Raw genomic sequence first — 19,242 nt, forward strand, 5'->3', positions numbered from 1 at the left:
GCTTTATCTAATCAAAATAACAGGTTGTAACCACTGAAAGACTTACATTTCATTTTCAGATTAGGTCCGATTGAATGAAAAAACATTTCACATTTCGTAACGCATCTAATACTGTATGGTTATACAGTCTTTAGAGTAAAGGGAGGGTTAGATGGACACTCAAGATTTGGCACCGATAAACCGTAAGATGGCTTGCGTTCAGTTCATTGCTGAGGTGTCGCTCATAGCAAATTGCAAGCAATCTGACATGAAACTGGCGATGAGTATCATCGCTGAGTTAGCGCATTCGAGCTGCGAAAAAGTCTCCGACGATGAGATTTTTTACGCTGCGGAGTAGCGTGAGTTCGCAGCCAGGCATATTGATAACGTTGCTGGTGACAAAATTTATTTTTGGCACTGGCAAGGTTGAACAACGAGTACCACGAGGCGTTAGGCGATGGCCGGAAGCGATTCGAATTACCAGGTAATTTACCGGGGCGAAAACCTGACTGATTATGCGCCTGGCGGATTGGTTTTCTTTCAGCGGCCAAAAGAGAACGGCGGCGGCTTCTGGTTAGGCCGGACTTATGATTATGTTTTCTGGCTTGAGATTTCTGCCCCTGTCTCTCTTTCGCAGGGTCTTTTTTATCTGCAGGCGATTAAAAATTCTATCCTGGTTGAAACGAAATCTACCCCGCCAGATAACAATCTATCTCTGTTCTGACACTGTGCGCGTGAGTGCATGTCTATGCTGCATGAATCCGCAAGATCCCAAAAGGATCGTTTACCCTTCGGCCCGCCAGTACTGGCGGGCTTTTGTTTATGTCATGCACCTGCATGAAAACCACTGCATAAAGTGGGCAGGCGTGGCGGGGCTACGAGCGCGCGCAAGAGCTTTTAAAACACAAAATTTTGTTGTAAATTCGTAAGAAAATTTTACGGATTAATCCTATGTTAAAATACTGGCTTGCCTGGGGGAGTTTGTTTGCACTACTCATGGTTTTCATGGGGTCTATACCCTTTTCACCATTTGAAAAATGGTGGTTTACTGCGAACTTTATGTCCAATGTCGGAATCATAAAGGCATTTTTATCGGTTCTAATTTTATGCTTGGTTGCTTACTTGTTAATCATTGGTGCTGCTTATAAACGTTACTCATTCAGAATTGAGCAATTAAATTTTGGAGGAGTAAATGTTCTTTTTGATAACTCTGACATTCTGTTCAAAAAAACAATTAAGAATTACCTTGATACCAAGAGGAGCTTATTCAAGTTAGATGCTCATCATGATGCATTTGATGAAGTGCTTAACTCATATTTTGAATGCTATAATTTCATTAGGACAGAAATAAGAATCCTAAATTTGAAAAGGCAACGAGATAGAGAGCTATACAATATTGCAAATGAAGCTTTGAAGGTGCTGAATATTTTTCTGACTGAACATCAAAATAACTACAGGCGCTGGCATAAATATGTGTCAGAGAAGGATAGTGTTCTTACTCAGGATAAAAATAATAATGGGGATTTCATTTCATTGCCCTACCACTTAACACCTATAGGCACAGTGCAAATCCATTATTATCATTTTAATAAAATATTAGATGGATTCTCTGATGTGAATAAATTTTTTAGTGGTGAATTTGCTACTAAATTTAATGTTAACTTAAAGAAATGGAGTTAGTAATGCATAAAACTTTTTTGAGCTACCATCACGCAAATGAACAAGATTTAAAAGATGAACTAATAGAAAAGTTTGGGGGTGCTAATTTCATAGATAAATCCGTTAGTGATGGGGATATAAGTACGACAATAAGCGAAGAGTCCATTATGAGAAAGATTCGCGAAGACTATCTAGCTGATACGACGGTCACTATAGTGTTAATTGGGAGTGAAACGAAAAATAGGCCGTTTGTTAATTCTGAAATACAAGCTTCGCTTTGGGGTGACAACTATAATGGATTGATTGGTGTCATTAGAGACGAAATTTATGATTATGTTTTTACTCCAGCAACATGTGCAGATGGAGGTTGTGGGTGTGGGCTCAACCTTAGAAAGGTCGGGTGGGGATATGACTATTACTTGCCTTATTTAATAAAAGAAAATCATGTTTACCAAACAACGGTCCCGCATTACAACGATACGGATGTTTTTTGCTCACTAGTAAAATACTCTGATTTTATAAAAAACCCAGAATTTTACATAGATCAGGCTTTTGACAAAAGAAAAGCCATGGAACCTGCAGCTAAAAGAAACTCTGTAGATGTTCCTGCAATCCGCGCAAAATCATTGTTTAGTTGGTAAATGTATTGGAGCATATAAATTATGCTCCAATCCTTATATTATTCAGACTCTAATTCATAACGACTAAATTTTACTACCTCTTCTCCAAGCCAAACGTTAAGTTCTTCAAAACGCTTTTGCAATGGCATGAGTTCATTGCGCACAAACACCTTGCTGGCCTTTTCAATATCACCAAATCCGCCGGTGTTGTTCGGGATGATCCCCATTAGCTGGGGCGGCACGCGGTGAACGGCCAGCATGTCGTCGCGGCTCACGTTCTTGATGTTCAGAAACTCATCCTTTGCCGCCACCTCTGACAGCGGGATGATCTGGATGCCGTCCTTTTTCCCGTTCGGGCTGTACATAAACAGGTTGCGGAAGTTGCCAGGGCCCTTTGCGCTTTTCATGGCACCGCGGATATTGTCCACGTCCTGCTGGCTCTGCGCCGGGTCGGTCATGTACATGATGAAACCCGCATGACTGCCGTTAAGGTAATACTTGCGACGGAACAGCGTAGCCGACTCATTCAGCAGCGCCGACGGGATAGCCGACAGGTAGCCCGGCAGGCCGTAAATCTCCTGATTGATGTCCGGCTCCATCAGGTGAAACACACTACCCTTCGCAAACTCATACGGCTCCGTGTTAATGCCATAGTGCGCATACCAATACGTATCCAGGTCAAGGCCGCGCCGGGTGAACTTCGCCAGCGATGGCTCCAGCTTCAGCGCGTTACCGAGGCGGCTGGTCCGCTTCTCCAGGTAGGCATTACCGAAAATCAGGTAATCCAGCGCAAAGCGGCTGAACGCCTGCTGACTCAGCAGGCGATGCGGGATAAAGGTACTCGCCAGAATATTGCACTTTACGCTGATAGGTGAGCTGTGATGCACGGCGGCGCGGAAGGTGCGCGCCAGCCCGTCAACGCTCACGGGTGGTTCATACCAGCGATCATTGATAACGCACTCCACGTAGTCCAGCAGTTCGCGGCGGTCCAGCACCGGGATCGGGTCGCCAAAGGTAAACGCCTCCGACGCTGCCCTGCTGGTCATGTTATCTGGCTGCGGCACGGGCTGCGTGCGGGTGCGGTTCCTGCGTTTGCTCATCAGTAAATCTCCACAATGTTCTGCGTGTGTGCCGCCTGTCCCTGCAGCGGCTCGTTTGCCAGCGCGTGCATGGTCGCCCAGGCTAAATCGCCGTGGCTGACTTCTTCGCTGCGGCTGGTTTCATAGGTCGGACGGTTGCCGCTGGCCGTGGTGGCCTTGCGGATAGACATGAATGACTGCGCGATGTCGAGGTGGCTGGCGTCAAACTCCAGCCGCCCGCTGGCGATGGTGTCGTAAGCCTTCAGCACCAGGGCGTTTTTCACGTTCGGGTTATAGACAAATTCTTTCACCTGCGGGAAGAAGGCTTTGACGTTCTCATACACGCCCAGCCCGACGCCGGTGGAGTCGATTCCGATATAGGTCACGTTATACTGCTGCGTCAGCGTTCTGATGGCGTCAGCCTGCGCACGGAAGTCCATCCCGCGCCACTGGTGGCGCTCAAGGATACGGAACTTACCGCCCGGCACGGCGGGCGGTGCCATGACCACGCATCCGGCGCTGTCGCCGTTCTGCGTTCCCTTCGCCGGGTCATAGCCGATCCACACTTCTTTCCAGCCGAACGGGCGCAGCGCCAGCGCCTCAAAGTCGCTCCAGACTTCCCAGCTGTCTACCATGCACTTCTGCAGCATGGCCAGCTGGAACACCGACGCCAGATCGTCCATGAAGACGCACATCAGCAGGTTCTGGTAGTCCTCCGGGCTGTAGCGCGTGCGCAACTGCTCCAGGTCAAACAGGTCACAGCCGCCGCGCACTGCATCTTCAACCGTGACGATCTGGCGAAACTGTCCGTCTTCGCAGAGGCGACCGGCGGCCAGTGACTGATGGCTGAGATCGATATCAACCCTGTCCGCTTTGGCCCGGCCCTTGTTGAACTGCGAACCAGACCAGAACGGATAGGCGCTGTGCGTCAGGCTGGACGGGGTGGAAAAGTAGGTTTCGCGCCACTTCTTGTGCAGCGCCATGCCGGACGCCACTTTCTGCAGTTCCTGAAACTTCGGGATCCAGAAATATTCATCCAGGTACAGGTTGCCGTGATAGCTCTGCGCGGTACGGGCGTTGGTGCCTAAAAAGTACAGGCACGCGCCGTTACTGAGCGTCATCGGGTCGCCCTTCAGGTCTACGTCCACCTCGCGGGCAAACTCGATAATGTACTGCTTAAAGACGTGCGCCTGCGCCTTACTGGCTGACAGGAATATCTGATTGCGCCCGGTGGTCAGCGCATCGATCAGCGCCTCGCGGGCAAAAAAGAAGGTCGCACCAATCTGGCGCGACTTCAGCAGATTGCGTACCGAATATTTATTTCCGGCTTCCCACCACTGGCGCTGATAGCCGAACATCGAGCTGTGGAAAACCTCCTGCAGCTTCTCAATCTGTTCGTCGCTGAACAGGTTCTTTTCCGGGGGCTTACGCGGGCCTTTGTTCCGGTTCTCAACGTTCGGGTTGAGGTCCGCTTCATTGCCGCCGTTGCTGAATTTACCGATCCGGGCGTGGCGCTCTGACTGGCGCGCCAGCAGGTCGATTTCCTTAAAATCCTTCCCTTCCTTCTGCTCCTTCATGATGAGCTGGCAGTAGCGTGCGGCTGTGGTCAGCTGCATCCGATCCAGCGGGCCATAGTCGCCCCACTTATCGCGCTTTTTCCAGCTGTGAACGGTTGCGGGTTTCTCTCCCAGCATTTCAGCAATGCGGGCGATACGGTATCCCTGAAAGTACAGCAGTAAAGCCTGCCTGCGGGGATCGAGGTCGTCGGGGGCGGGTGTCATGTTCATGCAGCCAAAATACGGCCCCGCCGCTTCCTTTTCCGCCATCCCTCATTGTGTGGTTTCCCGCACAACGTCCGCGCGTTGTTTCGATACCCCTGCCGCCACAACCATAGAGCCTCACAGAGTTTTACTGACCGGAGCCTGGACAATGGCAAAGAAAGCAAAGCGTTTTCGTATCGGGGTGGAAGGTGCCACCACGGACGGGCGCACTATCGAGCGCAGCTGGCTTGAGCAGATGGCGGCAAATTACAGCCCTGAGCTGTATACCGCCGTGATCAACATGGAGCACATCAAGGGCTACACACCAGACAGTCCGTTTCGTCGCTTCGGCGTAGTGGAAGCGCTGGACGCTGAAGAAATCAGCGACGGCCCGCTGAAGGGCAAGCTGGGGCTGTATGCCCTGATCAACCCGACTGACGAGCTGGTCACGCTGACTGGCACCATGCAGAAAATCTTTACCTCTATGGAAATCCGCCCGGAATTCGCGGACACCGGCGCGGCCTATCTGATTGGCCTGGCCGTTACCGACGATCCGGCCAGCCTCGGCACGGAAATGCTGCAGTTCAGCGCCAGCGCCGGGGCGAACCCGCTGGCAAACCGCAAGCAGCATCCTGACAACGTTTTCTCTGCCGCTGAAGAAACCCTGATCGAGTTTGAGAACGTGGCCGACGAAAAGCCCGCCCTGTTTACCCGCATCAAAGCGATGTTCAGCAGACAGCAGCAGACCGACGCGGCGCGCTTCAGCGACGTGCATCAGGCCGTTGAGCTGATTGCCACCGAGCAGCAGGACCTGAGCGCGCGCATTGAAACGGCGCTGAGCGAACAGGCCGACAGCCTGAAATCGCATTTCAGCAGTGCGCTGGGTGAGGAAGTGCTGAAGCGCGAAAAGCTGCAGGCGGACTTTACCGAACTGCAGCAGCAGCTGAGCCGGGAAGATGGCCGCCAGCAGGTCCGCCCGCGCACGCAGGGTAACGGCAGCGGCGGCGAAGTGCGCACCGACTGCTGATACAGCGGCGGCAAACCTTTTTAACGAACAGAGAAAGCGAAGCGATGAAAAATACTACCCGTTTTAAGCTGAATGCTTACATGTCGGTGCTGGCAGAAATCAACAAGATTGATCTGTCCGCGCTGAACAGCAAATTCACCATCGAGCCGTCCGTGTCGCAGACGCTGGAAAGCAAAATTCAGGAGTCGTCCGCGTTCCTGCAGGCCATCAACATCATGCCGGTCAGTGAGCAGAGCGGCGAACGGCTGGGGCTGGGGATCGGCACCACCATTGCAGGCACCACCGATACCACCCAGAAAGAGCGCGAGCCGACCGATCCGACCTACATTGACGGCGATGGCTACAAATGCACGCAGACCAACTTTGACACGGCGCTGCCTTATTCAAAGCTGGACATGTGGGCGAAGTTCAGCGATTTCCAGGTGCGCATCCGTGACGCCATCGTGAAGCGTCAGGCGCTGGACCGCATCATGATCGGCTTCAACGGCCTGAAGCGTGAGAAGACCTCCAACCGCGTGCAGAACCCGCTGCTGCAGGACGTGAATATTGGCTGGCTGGAAAAAATCCGCCAGGAAAAACCGGCGCAGGTGCTGGGTCAGCACATCGGTGACGACGGCAAGGTGGTGTCGGACAAAATCACCGTGGGTAAAAACGGCCTGTTCCGTAACCTGGACGCGGTTGTGATGGGCGCGGTGTCGGAAAAAATCGGCGTGCAGTATCAGGACGACACCGAACTGGTGGTGATCTGCGGACGCCAGTTGCTGGCTGATAAGTATTTCCCGCTGGTCAACCAGAGCCAGCCCAACACCGAAGCACTGGCCGCTGATCTGATCATCAGCCAGAAGCGCATCGGCGGCCTGCAGGCGGTCCGCGCTCCGTACTTCCCGGCGAATGCGCTGCTGATCACCCGCCTGGATAACCTGTCCATCTACTGGCAGGAAGAAACCCGCCGCCGCTCGATCATCGACAACCCGAAACGTGACCGCATCGAAAACCTTGAGTCGGTTAACGAGGCTTACGTGGTTGAGGACTACGACTGCACCTGCCTGGTGGAAAACATCGAGCTGCTGGAGCCGGAGCCGGAGAAAGAGCCGGGCGAAATGAGCGAAGCGGAAATCGCACGCATCGCCGCCGTGGCGGCCAGCGTGGTGAAGTCCATGAGCGGCGCGGGTGACTCAACCGGCAGCGCTGGCGCTGACCAGAACGCCGGAGCGTAACCCGTGAGCAATCCTTTCCGCGCGCATACGCGCTTTATTCAGGCACAGGAGGCCGCCCGGTCGGGCGGCAGTGGCCGCAGCACAAAGGGCTATGACCTGATGCTGCTGCAGCTGAACGAAGACCGCCGCCGCCTCAAGGGTATTCAGTCCAACGTCCGAAAGGCCGAAATCAAGGTGGAGGTGCTGCCGAAGTACGCCGCCTGGGCTGAAGGCGTGCTGAGCGCGGACGGCGCGCAGCAGGACGACGTGCTGATGTACGTGATGCTGTGGCGCATTGACGCCGGTGACTATACCGGTGCGCTCGCAATTGGCCGCCACGCGCTGAAACACGGCTGGGTGATGCCGCTGGGAAGCCGCACCACGGCGACGGTGCTGGCCGAAGAAATTGCCGACGCGGCAAAGGCCGCCATCCTGGCAAAGACGCCTTTTGATCCGGCCCTGCTGCTGGAGGCGCTGGAGGTGGTGGACGCACACGACATGCCCGATCAGTCGCGCGCCCGTCTGCACAAGTCCATCGGCTGGGTGCTGACGGAAAGCAGCCCGGCGTCAGCGCTGAACCATCTGAAGCGCGCCCTGCAGCTGGACGAGAAATGCGGCGTTAAAAAAGACATTGAGCAGTTGGAGCGGAAAATCCGTAACGCCAGCTGATAACCGGACGTGCCCACGCGCGGGGCGGCACGGGGTGGCGACAGGCAGCGCCGCATCAAAACCCCGTCCACCGCCCACCTATTCAGGAGTAACAGAGCAATGGAATTTATCGCGCCACAGAAGGCGACGGCAGCGCCGGACATCATCCCCAATAACTCATTCTGGCCGGACGTTGATCTGGCGAAGTTCCGCAGCGTCATGCGCGTTGACGGCACCGTGACGCCGGAGCGTCTGCGTCAGGTGGTGCTGACCGCGATGGCGGAGGTTAACGCGGAGCTTTACCCGTGGCGTGAGCGGCAGGAGCTGGCCGGTCATAACGGCCTGGCCGACGTTCCGGCTGAGAAGCTGGCCGGTGAGAGCGTGCGCCTGCATCACTACATGAATGCGGTGTGGTGCTGGACGCGTGCGGTACTGAACGAGCGCTATCAGGACTTTGACGCCACCGCAACAGCAGTTAAGCGCGGCGAAGAACTGAATGATGCCAGCGGCGACCTGTGGCGCGATGCGCGCTGGGCCATCAGCCGCGTGCAGGACATGCCGCACTGCACCGTGGAGCTTATCTGATGAAAGTGCGTGCGCAGCAGTATGACACGGTGGACGCACTCTGCTGGCGTCACTACGGGCGCACGCAGGGGATGACGGAACAGGTACTGCAGGCAAATCCGGGGCTGGCGGAGCACGGCCCCCTCTTACCGCACGGGCTGGAGGTGGAGTTGCCGGACGTGACAACGACGGCCACCGTGCAGGCCGTCCAGCTTTGGGACTGAATCATGTGGGAAAAAATCAGCACCTTTATCACCTGGTGCATGGCGGTAGTGATGGCGTGGCTGGGCGGCATGGACCTGAAGGACATGTCCACCGTGGCCGGGGTATTCATCGGCCTGCTGATGGCGCTTATCAGCTGGTACTACAAACACAAAACCTATCAGCTGCTGCTGAGCGGGCGCATCACGCGGGGTGATTATGAATCTGCAGATCGTTAAGCGCTGCGCCGTGGGCGTGGTGCTGGCACTGGCCGCCACGCTGCCCGGTTTTCAGCAGCTGCACACCTCCGTGGAGGGGCTGCGGCTCATTGCCGATTATGAGGGCTGCCGCCTGCAGCCGTACCAGTGCAGCGCGGGGAAGTGGACCGACGGGATCGGCAACACCTCCGGCGTGGTGCCGGGCAGGTCCATTACGGAACGGCAGGCGGCGGGGAATTTCATCACCAACGTGTTACGCACCGAGGCGGCACTGGCGCGCTGCGTGGCGGTCTCCATGCCGCAGCAGGTTTATGACGCGCTGGTGTCGCTGGCGTTCAACGTCGGCACCGGCAACGTCTGCGGCTCTACGATGGTGGCGCTGCTGAAAAAGGGCCAGTGGCGCGAGGCGTGTTATCAGCTGCCGCGCTGGGTGTACGTGAAAGGCGTATTCAATCAGGGGCTGGATAACCGGCGCGGGCGAGAGATGGCCTGGTGCCTAAAAGGAGTCTGAAATGCAGATGGTTAAAAAATGGTGGTTTACGGCGTTACTCACCGTCCTGCTGACGCTGGTCAGCATCAGTCACGGCAGCTTTGCGGGCTATCCGCTGGCGGCCCTGCTGTGGGCTGACTTCTTCGCGTGGGTTGTTGCAGGCTTTACCGGCCTGTACGCCTGCAGCCTTACCGGCGGAGATCGTAAGCGGGTGTTTGTCTGGCTGCTGAAGTTTGCGCAGCTGTCTGACCGCATTCCGATCAGGTGGTATCACCGCATATTTATTGCGGGAGTAATGTGCGCGGCGGGCTGGAAGCTGACGGCGTTTATCGGGCTGCTTGCGGCATTTTATTGCCTGATGATCAGGCTCGAGCTTGAGCGGGTGGCAGCATGATTCGCGCACTGGCGGCCATCGTGTTGAGCCTGATGGTTTATGCAGGCGCGCAGTGTTACCGGCTGAGCAGCGCCATAGCCAGAATTAACGCGCAGCAGACCGCGATTGCGGACCAGGCCAGAAAGCTGAGCCAGAAAAACAGCCAGCTGATTGCCCTGAACATTCTGACGCAGACCAGCAGCCAGGCACAGACGCAGCTTTACGCCGCCGCCGAACGCAACGGCCAGCTGCTGCGCGACCGGCAGCGAAAGATTGAGGAGCTGAAACGTGAAAATGAAGACCTGCGCCGCTGGAGTGATACCACTCTGCCTGATCCTGTTGTCCGGCTGCGCCAGCGACCGGCCCTCTCAGGAGGTGAATCTTACCGTGAGTGGCTGTCCGAAAATCACCCGCTGCCAGCTGGACCCGGCAGCGCCGCGCACTAACGGCGATCTTCTGGCCCTGCTGGACGAAACCGAGGCCGCCTGGGCGGCATGTGCCGGTAAGGTGGATACCATCATCAGCTGTCAGGAAAAAGACGATGAACAAGCCGCAGTCCTTACGCAGCGCACTGAATAAGTCGGTCCCCTACGTTGCCGAAAACCCGGACCGCCTGCACCTGTTCGTGGACAGCGGCCAGCTGGTCGCCACGTCCGCCGCGTCCCTGTCGTGGGAGTATCGCTATACGCTGAACGTGGTGATCACCGACTTCACCGGCGACCAGAATCTACTGATGGCCCCGGTGCTGTTGTGGCTGCGGGAAAACCAGCCCGATGCGCTGCAGAACAGCGACGCGCGCGAAAACGTGTTTTCGTTTGAGGTCGATATTCTTGCTAATGACCGCTGCGACATCAGCATGGACCTGAAGCTGACCGAGCGCGTGATAGCGACCGTGGAGGACGGGAAGGCGCACATTGAGGCGGTGCCGGAACCTGAAGTACCGGAGGAATTCTGGACGGTGAAGCATGGCTGAACTGCATGAAATGGATGCCTGGCTGTCTGCGCTTCTCTCACAGCTGGAACCGGCAGCCCGGAAAAAGATGCTGCGCGAGGTGGCACGCGACGTGCGCCGCATTCAGCAGGCAAACATCACTGCACAACGTTCCCCGGACGGCACCGCATGGGAGCCGCGCCGCGTTAGTGCCCGCACAAAACAGGGACGCATAAAGCGAAAAATGTTCACCAAGCTTAAAACATCTAAGTTTTTGAGGACTAAAGCCAGCGCTAATGAGGCTGAAATAGGGTTTACGGGGCGGACTCAGCAGATTGCTCGAGTTCATCACTACGGGCTGCGGGATAGGGTATGTCGCAGGGGCATCGAAGTAAAATATGCGCAGCGTTCTTTGATAGGTTTAAACCAAGAAGTAGAGGTTATTGTATTAAATTTGCTAACGTCTTTACTAAAAATTTAAACACATTTGTTTTTTATAAAACCTGAAGAAACTTTAAAAAAAGCCTAATTAATAACCACTATTAGGCTTGTGAGGTTTTTTAAAATAAAAAATAAATATTTTTTAAACTATTATACTTCCTTCAGTTCCAAAGGAATCTTTGGCTTCATTTATTAAATCCTCCCAAGGCCATTGTATTGTTACATACTTTCTATATATTAGGATTGTTCGATCGATAGCAGTTACCTCATCAGTTGCATCGTTATATGAAAGAACCAATCCTCTATCATTATTGTCAACCTGTAATTCCTCTATTTTCTGAAGGACAGTTCTAAGGTTGCCTTTCAAAATCCGAGGTTGTCTTTTTGATGCGACTTTGAATATTGAATTAAGTTCTAACCCATTAATTAGCTCAGCGTCACTAGAGTCCATTATGACAGCCATAGCATGTGCATAAATACCAGTTGTTTCTGTTCTTCGACGTATACCTGAAGAAATATCTTTAGCGAACTTTTGATATCTTGAGTTGAGTTGATCGGCATACTTCATAGCTGCATCTACGAACTTAGCATGATCATCTATCTTTGTAAGCGAGGAGCACTCTTCCTCAATGTCTGCTTCATCCAGAATATTTAAGGAGAGTTGTTGTAGTATGCCTACATTTCCGTAGCAGTCGTCAAGCATACATTTTTTTAAGTGATCAGATAATTTGACATTTAATGTGTTTGAACCGCTAACAATGACCCTATCTAAATCAGATCTGCTCCACGAAATTGGGATTTCTTCGATGCGAGTTGCAAGATCCGGGTTTAAAAATATCAACAAATTCGTCTTTGTCCAAACACCAATAATGACAAAAAAACATTTATAGTCCCACAAGGCTTTTAAATCGTAAGCGAATATCTCTCTTTCATTTGTATTTAAGTAATGAAAGTCTTCTACAACTACTTTCCTTCCAGACTCATTTATTATTGCAGCAATAAACCGCAAGTCGTTAATATCCTGTCCGACCTTTCCCTTTTTAATTATTTCTTCTTCAGATGTTTCAAATCCAAGTTTGACTTTTAGCTTTGCAATTAAACCGATACCGCCTTCACCCGAACTTTCCATCTTGCCTTTTATTGAGTCTTTTTCTGTCCGCTCTAAAATCAAGCTAATGTCAAGTTGAGAAAGAATATCCATGTAAATATCGAGAACTGTCGTTTTTAATCTACATTGAACAACGATAGCGTCAGGAATGTTTTTTTGTCTCAACCAAGACTTACCACACTTTGATTCTCCTCTTAAAGCAAGATGAATCGGCCTGAGTAATTTTTTGGCAATCTCTTTATCTAAATTACCTCTATCTACATACGAATCAGCAAGTATTGTAGGAGATATTCCAAAAACTTCGTGGACTTGTTTTTTCATTTATACCCTCTCTTTTTTGTATTGTTTATCACACAATCATTAGAAAGGGAATGTTTCGTAGTTCTAATAGATCATAGAGCTATGAATACACAACTCACCGAAATCATGCGCCTTATCACCAACCTGATCCGCACCGGCACCGTGTCCGAGGTTGATCCGGTGAACTGGCTGTGCCGGGTGAAAACGGGCGACCTTGAAACCAACTGGATTAACTGGCTCACCCTGCGCGCCGGTAGCACCCGCACATGGTGGAAACCCACCGTCGGGGAGCAGGTTGTGCTGCTGAGCCTGGGCGGCAATCTTGAAACCGCCTTTGCGCTGCCTGCCATTTATTCCGAAGCCTTCCCGCCGCCCGACTATTCAGAAGACGGCACCACCACCGTGTTTAAGGACGGTGGCTGGTTTCAGTACGAGCCGGAAACGGGCCAGTTGCTGATTAAGAACATCAAAAGTGTGCGCATTGAAGCGGCAGACGGCATTCAGCTGATCACCGATGCGCTGGGGATAGAGGCAAGCCAGACACGGATTAACGGTGACACCACGATGAACGGTGATGTGACCCACGGCGGCGGTTCAATGAGTTCTAACGGCGTGATTGCTGATAAGCACTTACACAACAAAGTGAAGGCCGGCACCGATATGTCAGGAGGCCCGCAATGATGTACCTCGGCATGAACCGCGATAACGGCAAAGCTATTACCGATATCGATCACATCCGGCAAAGCATGCGCGACATCCTGATTACCCCGGAAGGCAGCCGCATCGCACGGCGTGATTACGGCTCGCTGCTGTCGGTGCTGATTGACCAGCCACAGAACGACGTGCTCCACCTGCAGATAATGGCTGCAGTGTATGTCGCCATCAGCCGCTGGGAACCTCGCGTGAGGCTGAGTACTGTAAACCTTACCAGCGACTTTGACGGCTCTATGCAGGTTGATCTGACCGGCCAGCGCGCCGACGGCTCACCGGTTGCCATGTCTGTCTCTACGGGGGTGAAAAGTGGCGGTAATTGATCTTTCCCAGCTGCCCGCACCGCAGATTATTGAGGTGCCGGACTTTGAAACGCTGCTCGCAGAGCGTAAAGAGGCGCTGATTGCGCTTTATCCAGCGGATGAACAGGCTGCCATGCGCCGCGTGCTGGCTCTGGAGTCTGACCCGATTGTGAAAAGTCTGCAGGAAAACACCTACCGCGAAATCCTGTTGCGCCAGCGCATCAATGAGGCGGCGCAGGCTGTGATGGTGGCCTACGCAATCGGCAGCGATCTGGACCAACAGGCCGCCCGTAATAACGTGAAGCGCCTGACCATTACGCCTGCGAATCCCGACGCGGTGCCGCCGGTGGATGCGGTGATGGAATCGGACGACGCACTGCGCGTGCGCGTGCCGGAGGCGTTTGAGGGGCTGAGCGTGGCCGGACCGACGGGCGCGTATGAGTTTCACGCTAAAAGCGCCGATGGCCGGGTGCAGGACGTATCCGCCATCAGTCCGTCACCTGCGACGGTGCTGATCACCGTCCTGAGCCGTGAGGGCGACGGCACGGCGGCAGCGGATTTGCTGACTACAGTGGACGCCGCGCTGAACGCAGACAGCGTGCGCCCGGTGGCCGACCGCGTGACGGTTCAGGGGGCGACCATCCGCAGCTACAGCGTGAAGGCCAACCTGCACCTGTTCGACGGCGTGGCCGCCGGTCCCTGCCTTGAGGCGGCAAATGCGAAGCTGGCCGCTTACCTGACCGAGCAGAAAAAGCTGGGCCGCAGCGTGCGGCGTGAGTCCTACGGGGCGGTGATGCGCGTGGCCGGTGTGGACTGGGTGGAAATCACCGAACCGGCGCAGGACATCATCATGGACCGCACGCAGGCGGGCTACTGCACCGGCACGGACATTTCCGTGGCGGGCGATCAGGGGGCGACATGAGCAACAGCAGCCTGATGCCGCCCGGTTCGTCTGCGCTGGAGCGCCGCCTGGCGCAGGCGTGCAGCGGGATTTCCGGGCTGAACGTGCCGCTGCGCGACCTGTGGAACCCGGCCACCTGCCCGGTGAGCTTTCTGCCCTATCTGGCCTGGGCCTTTTCAGTTGACCGCTGGGACGAAAGCTGGGCTGAGAGCGTCAAACGGCAGGTGGTGAGCGATGCGTTTTATATTCATCAGCACAAAGGCACCATCAGCGCCATCCGCCGCGTGGTGGAGCCGTTCGGCTTCCTGATCCGGGTTATTGAGTGGTGGAAAACCAGTGAGCCGCCCGGCACGTTCCGGCTGGACATTGGCGTGCAGGACCAGGGCATTACTGAAGAAACCTATCAGGAGCTTGAGCGGCTGATCAGCGATGCAAAACCCTGCAGCCGTCACCTGCTTGGAATGTCCATCAACCTGCAGGTCAGCGGTGAAACACGCATGGCAGCAGCCAGCTATGACGGTGATGACCTGACCGTTTACCCGTACACCCCGGAAATTATCTCCGTCAGCGGCGCGGCTTATGGCGGCGCGGCGGTACACGTTATTGACCTGATGGAAGTTGGACCATGACACAAAAATACTATGCGATCGTAACCAACCTGGGCGCGGCGAAGATTGCCAACGCCGCCGCGCTCGGCACAAAACTGAACATCACACAGATGGCCGTGGGCGACGGCGGCGGCACGCTGCCGACGCCGAACGCCAGCCAGACAAAGCTGGTTAACGAGGTGCGCCGCGCCGCTATCAATTCGCTGAGCAATGATGCGGCCAATGCCAGCCAGGTGATTGCTGAGCAGGTGATCCCTGAAGCGGAGGGCGGATTCTGGATCCGGGAAATGGGGCTGTTTGATGCGGACGGGACGCTGATTGCGGTGTGTAACACGCCGGAAACCTACAAGCCCGCGCTGCAGGAGGGCAGCGGCCGCACGCAGACCGTGCGCATGATCCTGATCGTTAACAGCACTGACGCTATCACCCTGAAAATTGACCCTTCCGTAGTGCTGGCAACGAGGCAGTATGTTGACAGCAAGGTGAGTCAGGCCGTGATTGAGGTCAGGCAGTACGCGGATGACCTGATGGCTAAGCACATCGCCGCTGCTGACCCGCATAAGCAGTACGCGCCTAAAGAAAGCCCGTTATTCACCGGAGCGCCAAAAGCCCCGACGCCTTCAGCGGGTAACAGTTCAACGCTGCTTGCCACAACGGCTTTTGTGCAGGCCGCTATTGCGCAGCTGGTAGCGTCTTCCCCGGAGGCGCTGGACACGCTGAACGAACTGGCGGCGGCGCTGGGTAACGATCCGAACTTTGCCACCACAATGACCAATCAGCTTGCGGCGCGCGCGCTGCTTGCGGGTAACGTTAATCAGCAGTTTTCTGTCAAAGACGCCTCCGCAGATGGACATGCAGTTAATCGCGGGCAAATGAACACTGCGCTGGCTTTGCGCGCCCTGCTGGGCGGCTCGCCGTCCCAGAAGTTCCTGGTGATGAGTGCGCCCACGGATGGCAGCGCCGCCGTGCCGGTTTCGCTGCTGAATGACGGACTGAGTAAAAAAGCCAACGTAAATGGCAATGACCAGACGGATTTTTATGTACGCAATAGCGGCGAAACAAACGCCGCTGTAAGCAATGCTCGCCTGAATTACGTGCTGGGAGGTTATGCCTTTAAGGGCGGTGATGCTGGCCAGGGCTTTGTCGTGGCGGGCGGTACAGGTGCTAACAGCGCCGTCGCTTACGGGCAATTTCAGGCTGGCACTAACGGAAACGGTGCCTGGACGAAGCTACCGAACGGCGCGCAGTGGTGCCGTCAGAACCTGAGTATCCCGGCAAAAACTAATGTCATCTGGACATATCCGGCAGGCTTTACGGCTCCGCCGGCCATATTCATAACCGGCATCAACGGCGATCCGGCGGTATGGTCAACTGGCGTCGGTGCAGGTAACGCCGGTATCTATAACAACAATGATTCGGCCCTTAACGTTAACCTTCTGGCAATCTGGTGATGAACATGAGCACACAGGAAAATTTTGCAGCTGAGCAGAGCGAGGCGGACCAGGTTCAACCTTTTGAGAATCGTTACTTTGTGTCGGTTAATGCCGGGCACTATATCGACGCCATGATGATTGCCTTCAGCCAGGCCGATGCAGAGAACTATTCTGCCATGGAGCTGGCAGAGCTGACGCAGGCGCAGTTTGAATCTGTCGGGCAGGATTGTCAGCTTATCAGCGGCGAGATTGTGAAAGGCTCGCCAATGGTTGCTGAACTCAGCACGCAGGCGAAGCAGGCCATCCTTGCCGCCCGTCTTCGCGAGGCTACGCAAAAAGTGCAGATGCTGCAGGATGCGGTTGACCTGGATATGGCAACGGATGAGGAAAAGACGCAGCTGACTGCGTGGAAAAAATACCGCGTACTGCTGAACCGGACAGATGCAGATACACAGTCGCCGGAGGAGTGGCCACAGCCGCCAGGCTGACAGCGACAGCGCCCGAAGGGGCGCTTTTTTACGGCCTTACCTTGTGTGATTCTCCACACAATGCCCGCCGGGTGCGCCCGCGCCCGACACCTCTCACCATAGCGGAACCCCTTTACAGGAGAACCGCCCTATGGCACAGGATTATCACCACGGCGTGCGCGTTGAGGAAATCAACGAAGGCACGCGAACTATCACCACCGTCAGCACCGCGATTGTCGGACTGGTCTGTACCGGCGACGACGCCGACGCGGCCACCTTTCCGCTAAACCGCCCGGTGCTGTTAACCGACGTACTCACAGCCAGCGGCAAGGCCGGAGAGTCCGGCACGCTGGCGCGCTCACTGGACGCCATCGCTGATCAGTCCAAACCCGTCACCGTCGTCGTGCGCGTGCCGCAGGGCGAAACCGAAGCGGAAACCACCGCCAACATCATCGGCGGCGTGACCGACGGCCAGCGCACCGGCATGAAGGCGCTGCTGGCCGCGCAGTCCGTCTGCGGCGTAAAACCCCGCATTCTCGGCGTGCCGGGCCACGACACCAAAGCCGTCGCCACCGAGCTGCTGGGCGTGGCGCAGAGTCTGCGCGGCTTCGCCTACCTGTCCGCCTACGGCTGCAAGAGTGTTGAAGAGGCGATTGCCTACCGCAGCAATTTCAGCCAGCGCGAAGGGATGCTGATCTGGCCTGACTTCATCAACTTTGACACCGTGCTGAAGGCAGACGCGACGGCTTACGCCACCGCCCGCGCGCTGGGCCTGCGCGCCAAAATTGACGAGCAGACCGGCTGGCACAAGTCCCTGTCAAACGTTGGCGTGAACGGCGTCACCGGCATTTCAAAAGACGTCTTCTGGGACCTGCAGGATCCGGCCACTGATGCGGGCCTGCTGAACCAGAACGACGTCACCACGCTTATCCGTAAAGACGGCTTCCGCTTCTGGGGTTCCCGCTGCCTCAGCGACGATCCGCTGTTTCAGTTTGAGTGTTACACCCGCACCGCGCAGGTGCTGATGGACACGATGGCTGAAGGGCAGATGTGGTCCGTTGACGGTGCGCTGAACCCGTCGCTGGCCCGCGACATCATCGAGAGCATTCGCGCGAAGCTGCGCAGTCTGGTGACTCAGGGCTATCTGATTGGTGCGGACTGCTGGCTGGATGAGAGCGTTAACGATAAAGACACGCTCAAGGCGGGCAAGCTGCTGATCGATTACGACTACACGCCGGTGCCGCCGCTGGAAAACCTGCTGCTGCGCCAGCGCATCACAGACCAGTACCTGCTCGATTTCAGCAGCCGCGTCAGCGCATAAGGAGACGGAAAGATGGCATTACCCCGCAAACTCAAGCATCTGAACCTGTTCAACGCAGGCAACAACTGGCAGGGGCTGGTTGAGTCCGTGACGCTGCCGAAATTCACCCGCAAGTTTGAGAAGTATCGCGGCGGTGGCATGGCCGGTGCTGTGGACATTGACATGGGCCTGGACGATGGCGCGCTGGATACGGAATTCACCATTGGCGGCACTGAAGCGCTGCTGATTAAGCAGATGGGCACCACCACCGTGGACGGCATTCAGCTGCGCTTTACCGGCTCCATTCAGCGCGACGACACCGGCGAAGTGCAGGCGGTCGAGCTGGTCACGCGCGGACGCTATAAGGAGCTGGACTCCGGCGAATGGAAAACCGGCGAATCCAGCACCACCAAAGTGTCCGGCACCAACAGTTACGCAAAGCTGACCATCAACGGCGAAGTGCTCTATGAGTGCGATCTGGTGAACATGATCGAAATCGTGGGCGGCACCGACCTGATGGAAGCTCACCGCAACGCGCTGGGCCTGTAATCATCCCGGCAGGCGCTGCGCCTGCCGCTTATCTCTCTTTTTAACGGAATCAAATCATGACTGACAAAACCACGCCAAATGAAAAAGTCGTTGAGCTGGACACCCCGATCCTGCGCGGCAAAACCGAAATCACCTCCGTCACCGTGCGCAAGCCGCAGTCCGGTGCGCTGCGCGGCACCCGCCTGCAGGCGCTGCTGGACATGGACGTGAACGCACTGATCACCGTGCTGCCGCGTATCACCACCCCGGCACTGACCACGGCGGAAATTAACGAAATGGACCCTGCCGATCTGGTGAGCCTGTCGGTAGAGGTGGTCACTTTTTTGCTGAAGAAGTCGGTTCTGTCGGATTTAGCGACGGCCTGACGGTAGACGATC

General features: G+C 55.3%; 28 protein-coding genes. 25 read left to right on the plus strand and 3 right to left on the minus strand.

The window, feature by feature from the left end; genetic code table 11:
* Window positions 1-151 precede the first annotated feature (151 nt).
* The 4 genes from ACMGGP_RS13585 (at window position 152) to ACMGGP_RS13600 (ending at window position 2,279) form a co-directional block, all read left to right on the plus strand.
* Window positions 152-337: a hypothetical protein gene (locus ACMGGP_RS13585; protein WP_154210520.1), complete on the plus strand. Its 186-nt coding sequence runs from the start codon at window positions 152-154 to the stop codon at window positions 335-337.
* A gap of 99 nt (window positions 338-436) precedes the next feature.
* A complete protein-coding gene (locus tag ACMGGP_RS13590) occupies window positions 437-703 on the plus strand; it encodes a hypothetical protein (RefSeq protein WP_498798542.1) in 267 nt (88 codons plus the stop codon).
* Between the two features lie 227 nt (window positions 704-930).
* Window positions 931-1,659, plus strand: a complete 729-nt coding sequence (locus ACMGGP_RS13595; protein WP_498798543.1) for a hypothetical protein — start codon at window positions 931-933, stop codon at window positions 1,657-1,659.
* Window positions 1,660-1,661: 2 nt separating this feature from the next.
* Window positions 1,662-2,279, plus strand: coding sequence for a TIR domain-containing protein (locus tag ACMGGP_RS13600; protein WP_498798544.1), 618 nt, complete (start codon window positions 1,662-1,664; stop codon window positions 2,277-2,279).
* A 38-nt stretch (window positions 2,280-2,317) separates the two neighbouring features.
* Here the strand turns inward: ACMGGP_RS13600 and ACMGGP_RS13605 are convergent, their stop codons facing one another.
* On the minus strand, window positions 2,318-3,358 hold the full coding sequence (locus ACMGGP_RS13605; RefSeq protein ID WP_498798545.1) for a phage portal protein: 1,041 nt from the start codon (window positions 3,356-3,358) through the stop codon (window positions 2,318-2,320).
* Window positions 3,358-5,163 (minus strand): terminase ATPase subunit family protein, encoded by a 1,806-nt coding sequence (locus ACMGGP_RS13610; RefSeq protein ID WP_498798546.1) that lies wholly within the window; start codon window positions 5,161-5,163, stop codon window positions 3,358-3,360. Before ACMGGP_RS13610 ends, ACMGGP_RS13605 begins: the two co-directional genes overlap by 1 nt.
* A gap of 103 nt (window positions 5,164-5,266) precedes the next feature.
* Between ACMGGP_RS13610 and ACMGGP_RS13615 the strand changes: the two genes are divergently transcribed.
* From ACMGGP_RS13615 to ACMGGP_RS13670, 12 genes are all read left to right on the plus strand, one after another.
* On the plus strand, window positions 5,267-6,124 hold the full coding sequence (locus ACMGGP_RS13615; protein ID WP_498798547.1) for a GPO family capsid scaffolding protein: 858 nt from the start codon (window positions 5,267-5,269) through the stop codon (window positions 6,122-6,124).
* A gap of 44 nt (window positions 6,125-6,168) precedes the next feature.
* Window positions 6,169-7,341: a phage major capsid protein, P2 family gene (locus tag ACMGGP_RS13620; RefSeq protein ID WP_425017170.1), complete on the plus strand. Its 1,173-nt coding sequence runs from the start codon at window positions 6,169-6,171 to the stop codon at window positions 7,339-7,341.
* A 3-nt stretch (window positions 7,342-7,344) separates the two neighbouring features.
* Window positions 7,345-7,989 carry a phage terminase small subunit gene (gene gpM / locus ACMGGP_RS13625; protein WP_498798548.1) on the plus strand — a complete coding sequence of 215 codons (645 nt, stop codon included), beginning with the start codon at window positions 7,345-7,347 and terminating at the stop codon, window positions 7,987-7,989.
* Between the two features lie 99 nt (window positions 7,990-8,088).
* On the plus strand, window positions 8,089-8,553 hold the full coding sequence (locus ACMGGP_RS13630; RefSeq protein WP_064690396.1) for a head completion/stabilization protein: 465 nt from the start codon (window positions 8,089-8,091) through the stop codon (window positions 8,551-8,553).
* Window positions 8,553-8,756: a tail protein X gene (locus tag ACMGGP_RS13635; protein WP_010248731.1), complete on the plus strand. Its 204-nt coding sequence runs from the start codon at window positions 8,553-8,555 to the stop codon at window positions 8,754-8,756. The genes ACMGGP_RS13630 and ACMGGP_RS13635 overlap by 1 nt, the downstream gene beginning before the upstream one ends.
* 3 nt (window positions 8,757-8,759) lie before the next feature.
* Window positions 8,760-8,972 carry a phage holin family protein gene (locus ACMGGP_RS13640; RefSeq protein ID WP_010248730.1) on the plus strand — a complete coding sequence of 71 codons (213 nt, stop codon included), beginning with the start codon at window positions 8,760-8,762 and terminating at the stop codon, window positions 8,970-8,972.
* Window positions 8,953-9,462: a lysozyme gene (locus ACMGGP_RS13645; protein WP_498798721.1), complete on the plus strand. Its 510-nt coding sequence runs from the start codon at window positions 8,953-8,955 to the stop codon at window positions 9,460-9,462. The genes ACMGGP_RS13640 and ACMGGP_RS13645 overlap by 20 nt, the downstream gene beginning before the upstream one ends.
* 1 nt (window position 9,463) lies before the next feature.
* Window positions 9,464-9,835 carry a DNZ54_00345 family protein gene (locus tag ACMGGP_RS13650; protein ID WP_498798549.1) on the plus strand — a complete coding sequence of 124 codons (372 nt, stop codon included), beginning with the start codon at window positions 9,464-9,466 and terminating at the stop codon, window positions 9,833-9,835.
* Window positions 9,832-10,260: an Rz-like lysis system protein LysB gene (gene lysB, locus ACMGGP_RS13655; protein WP_498798550.1), complete on the plus strand. Its 429-nt coding sequence runs from the start codon at window positions 9,832-9,834 to the stop codon at window positions 10,258-10,260. Before ACMGGP_RS13650 ends, lysB begins: the two co-directional genes overlap by 4 nt.
* Window positions 10,154-10,393: an Rz1-like lysis system protein LysC gene (gene lysC, locus ACMGGP_RS13660; RefSeq protein WP_229518726.1), complete on the plus strand. Its 240-nt coding sequence runs from the start codon at window positions 10,154-10,156 to the stop codon at window positions 10,391-10,393. Before lysB ends, lysC begins: the two co-directional genes overlap by 107 nt.
* The gene (locus ACMGGP_RS13665; RefSeq protein WP_498798551.1) at window positions 10,356-10,787 is read left to right on the plus strand and encodes a phage tail protein; all 432 of its coding nucleotides are present in this window, start codon (window positions 10,356-10,358) and stop codon (window positions 10,785-10,787) included. Before lysC ends, ACMGGP_RS13665 begins: the two co-directional genes overlap by 38 nt.
* Window positions 10,780-11,226: a phage virion morphogenesis protein gene (locus tag ACMGGP_RS13670; protein WP_498798552.1), complete on the plus strand. Its 447-nt coding sequence runs from the start codon at window positions 10,780-10,782 to the stop codon at window positions 11,224-11,226. The genes ACMGGP_RS13665 and ACMGGP_RS13670 overlap by 8 nt, the downstream gene beginning before the upstream one ends.
* A 102-nt stretch (window positions 11,227-11,328) precedes the next feature.
* Here ACMGGP_RS13670 and ACMGGP_RS13675 read toward each other — a convergent pair whose 3' ends face one another.
* The gene (locus ACMGGP_RS13675) at window positions 11,329-12,615 is read right to left on the minus strand and encodes a hypothetical protein (protein ID WP_498798553.1); all 1,287 of its coding nucleotides are present in this window, start codon (window positions 12,613-12,615) and stop codon (window positions 11,329-11,331) included.
* An 81-nt stretch (window positions 12,616-12,696) separates the two neighbouring features.
* On the opposite strand from ACMGGP_RS13675, the gene ACMGGP_RS13680 reads away from it, so the two are divergent.
* From ACMGGP_RS13680 to ACMGGP_RS13720, 9 genes are all read left to right on the plus strand, one after another.
* Window positions 12,697-13,275 carry a phage baseplate assembly protein V gene (locus ACMGGP_RS13680; RefSeq protein ID WP_498798554.1) on the plus strand — a complete coding sequence of 193 codons (579 nt, stop codon included), beginning with the start codon at window positions 12,697-12,699 and terminating at the stop codon, window positions 13,273-13,275.
* Complete coding sequence (locus tag ACMGGP_RS13685) at window positions 13,272-13,628, plus strand: GPW/gp25 family protein (RefSeq protein WP_498798555.1); 357 nt, start codon at window positions 13,272-13,274, stop codon at window positions 13,626-13,628. The genes ACMGGP_RS13680 and ACMGGP_RS13685 overlap by 4 nt, the downstream gene beginning before the upstream one ends.
* Complete coding sequence (locus tag ACMGGP_RS13690; RefSeq protein ID WP_498798556.1) at window positions 13,615-14,529, plus strand: baseplate J/gp47 family protein; 915 nt, start codon at window positions 13,615-13,617, stop codon at window positions 14,527-14,529. Before ACMGGP_RS13685 ends, ACMGGP_RS13690 begins: the two co-directional genes overlap by 14 nt.
* Window positions 14,526-15,137 carry a phage tail protein I gene (locus ACMGGP_RS13695; protein ID WP_064690385.1) on the plus strand — a complete coding sequence of 204 codons (612 nt, stop codon included), beginning with the start codon at window positions 14,526-14,528 and terminating at the stop codon, window positions 15,135-15,137. Before ACMGGP_RS13690 ends, ACMGGP_RS13695 begins: the two co-directional genes overlap by 4 nt.
* A complete protein-coding gene (locus tag ACMGGP_RS13700; RefSeq protein WP_498798557.1) occupies window positions 15,134-16,567 on the plus strand; it encodes a phage tail protein in 1,434 nt (477 codons plus the stop codon). The genes ACMGGP_RS13695 and ACMGGP_RS13700 overlap by 4 nt, the downstream gene beginning before the upstream one ends.
* A 5-nt stretch (window positions 16,568-16,572) precedes the next feature.
* Window positions 16,573-17,037, plus strand: a complete 465-nt coding sequence (locus tag ACMGGP_RS13705; protein WP_498798558.1) for a tail fiber assembly protein — start codon at window positions 16,573-16,575, stop codon at window positions 17,035-17,037.
* Between the two features lie 130 nt (window positions 17,038-17,167).
* Window positions 17,168-18,337, plus strand: a complete 1,170-nt coding sequence (locus tag ACMGGP_RS13710) for a phage tail sheath protein (protein WP_060680953.1) — start codon at window positions 17,168-17,170, stop codon at window positions 18,335-18,337.
* Between the two features lie 12 nt (window positions 18,338-18,349).
* On the plus strand, window positions 18,350-18,865 hold the full coding sequence (locus tag ACMGGP_RS13715; RefSeq protein WP_060680951.1) for a phage major tail tube protein: 516 nt from the start codon (window positions 18,350-18,352) through the stop codon (window positions 18,863-18,865).
* Between the two features lie 56 nt (window positions 18,866-18,921).
* Complete coding sequence (locus ACMGGP_RS13720; RefSeq protein WP_060680948.1) at window positions 18,922-19,230, plus strand: phage tail assembly protein; 309 nt, start codon at window positions 18,922-18,924, stop codon at window positions 19,228-19,230.
* Window positions 19,231-19,242 lie beyond the last annotated feature (12 nt).

The organism is Curtobacterium sp. BNK-1, assembly GCF_048685235.1.
GTDB classification, from domain to species: Bacteria; Pseudomonadota; Gammaproteobacteria; order Enterobacterales; family Enterobacteriaceae; genus Pantoea; species Pantoea agglomerans.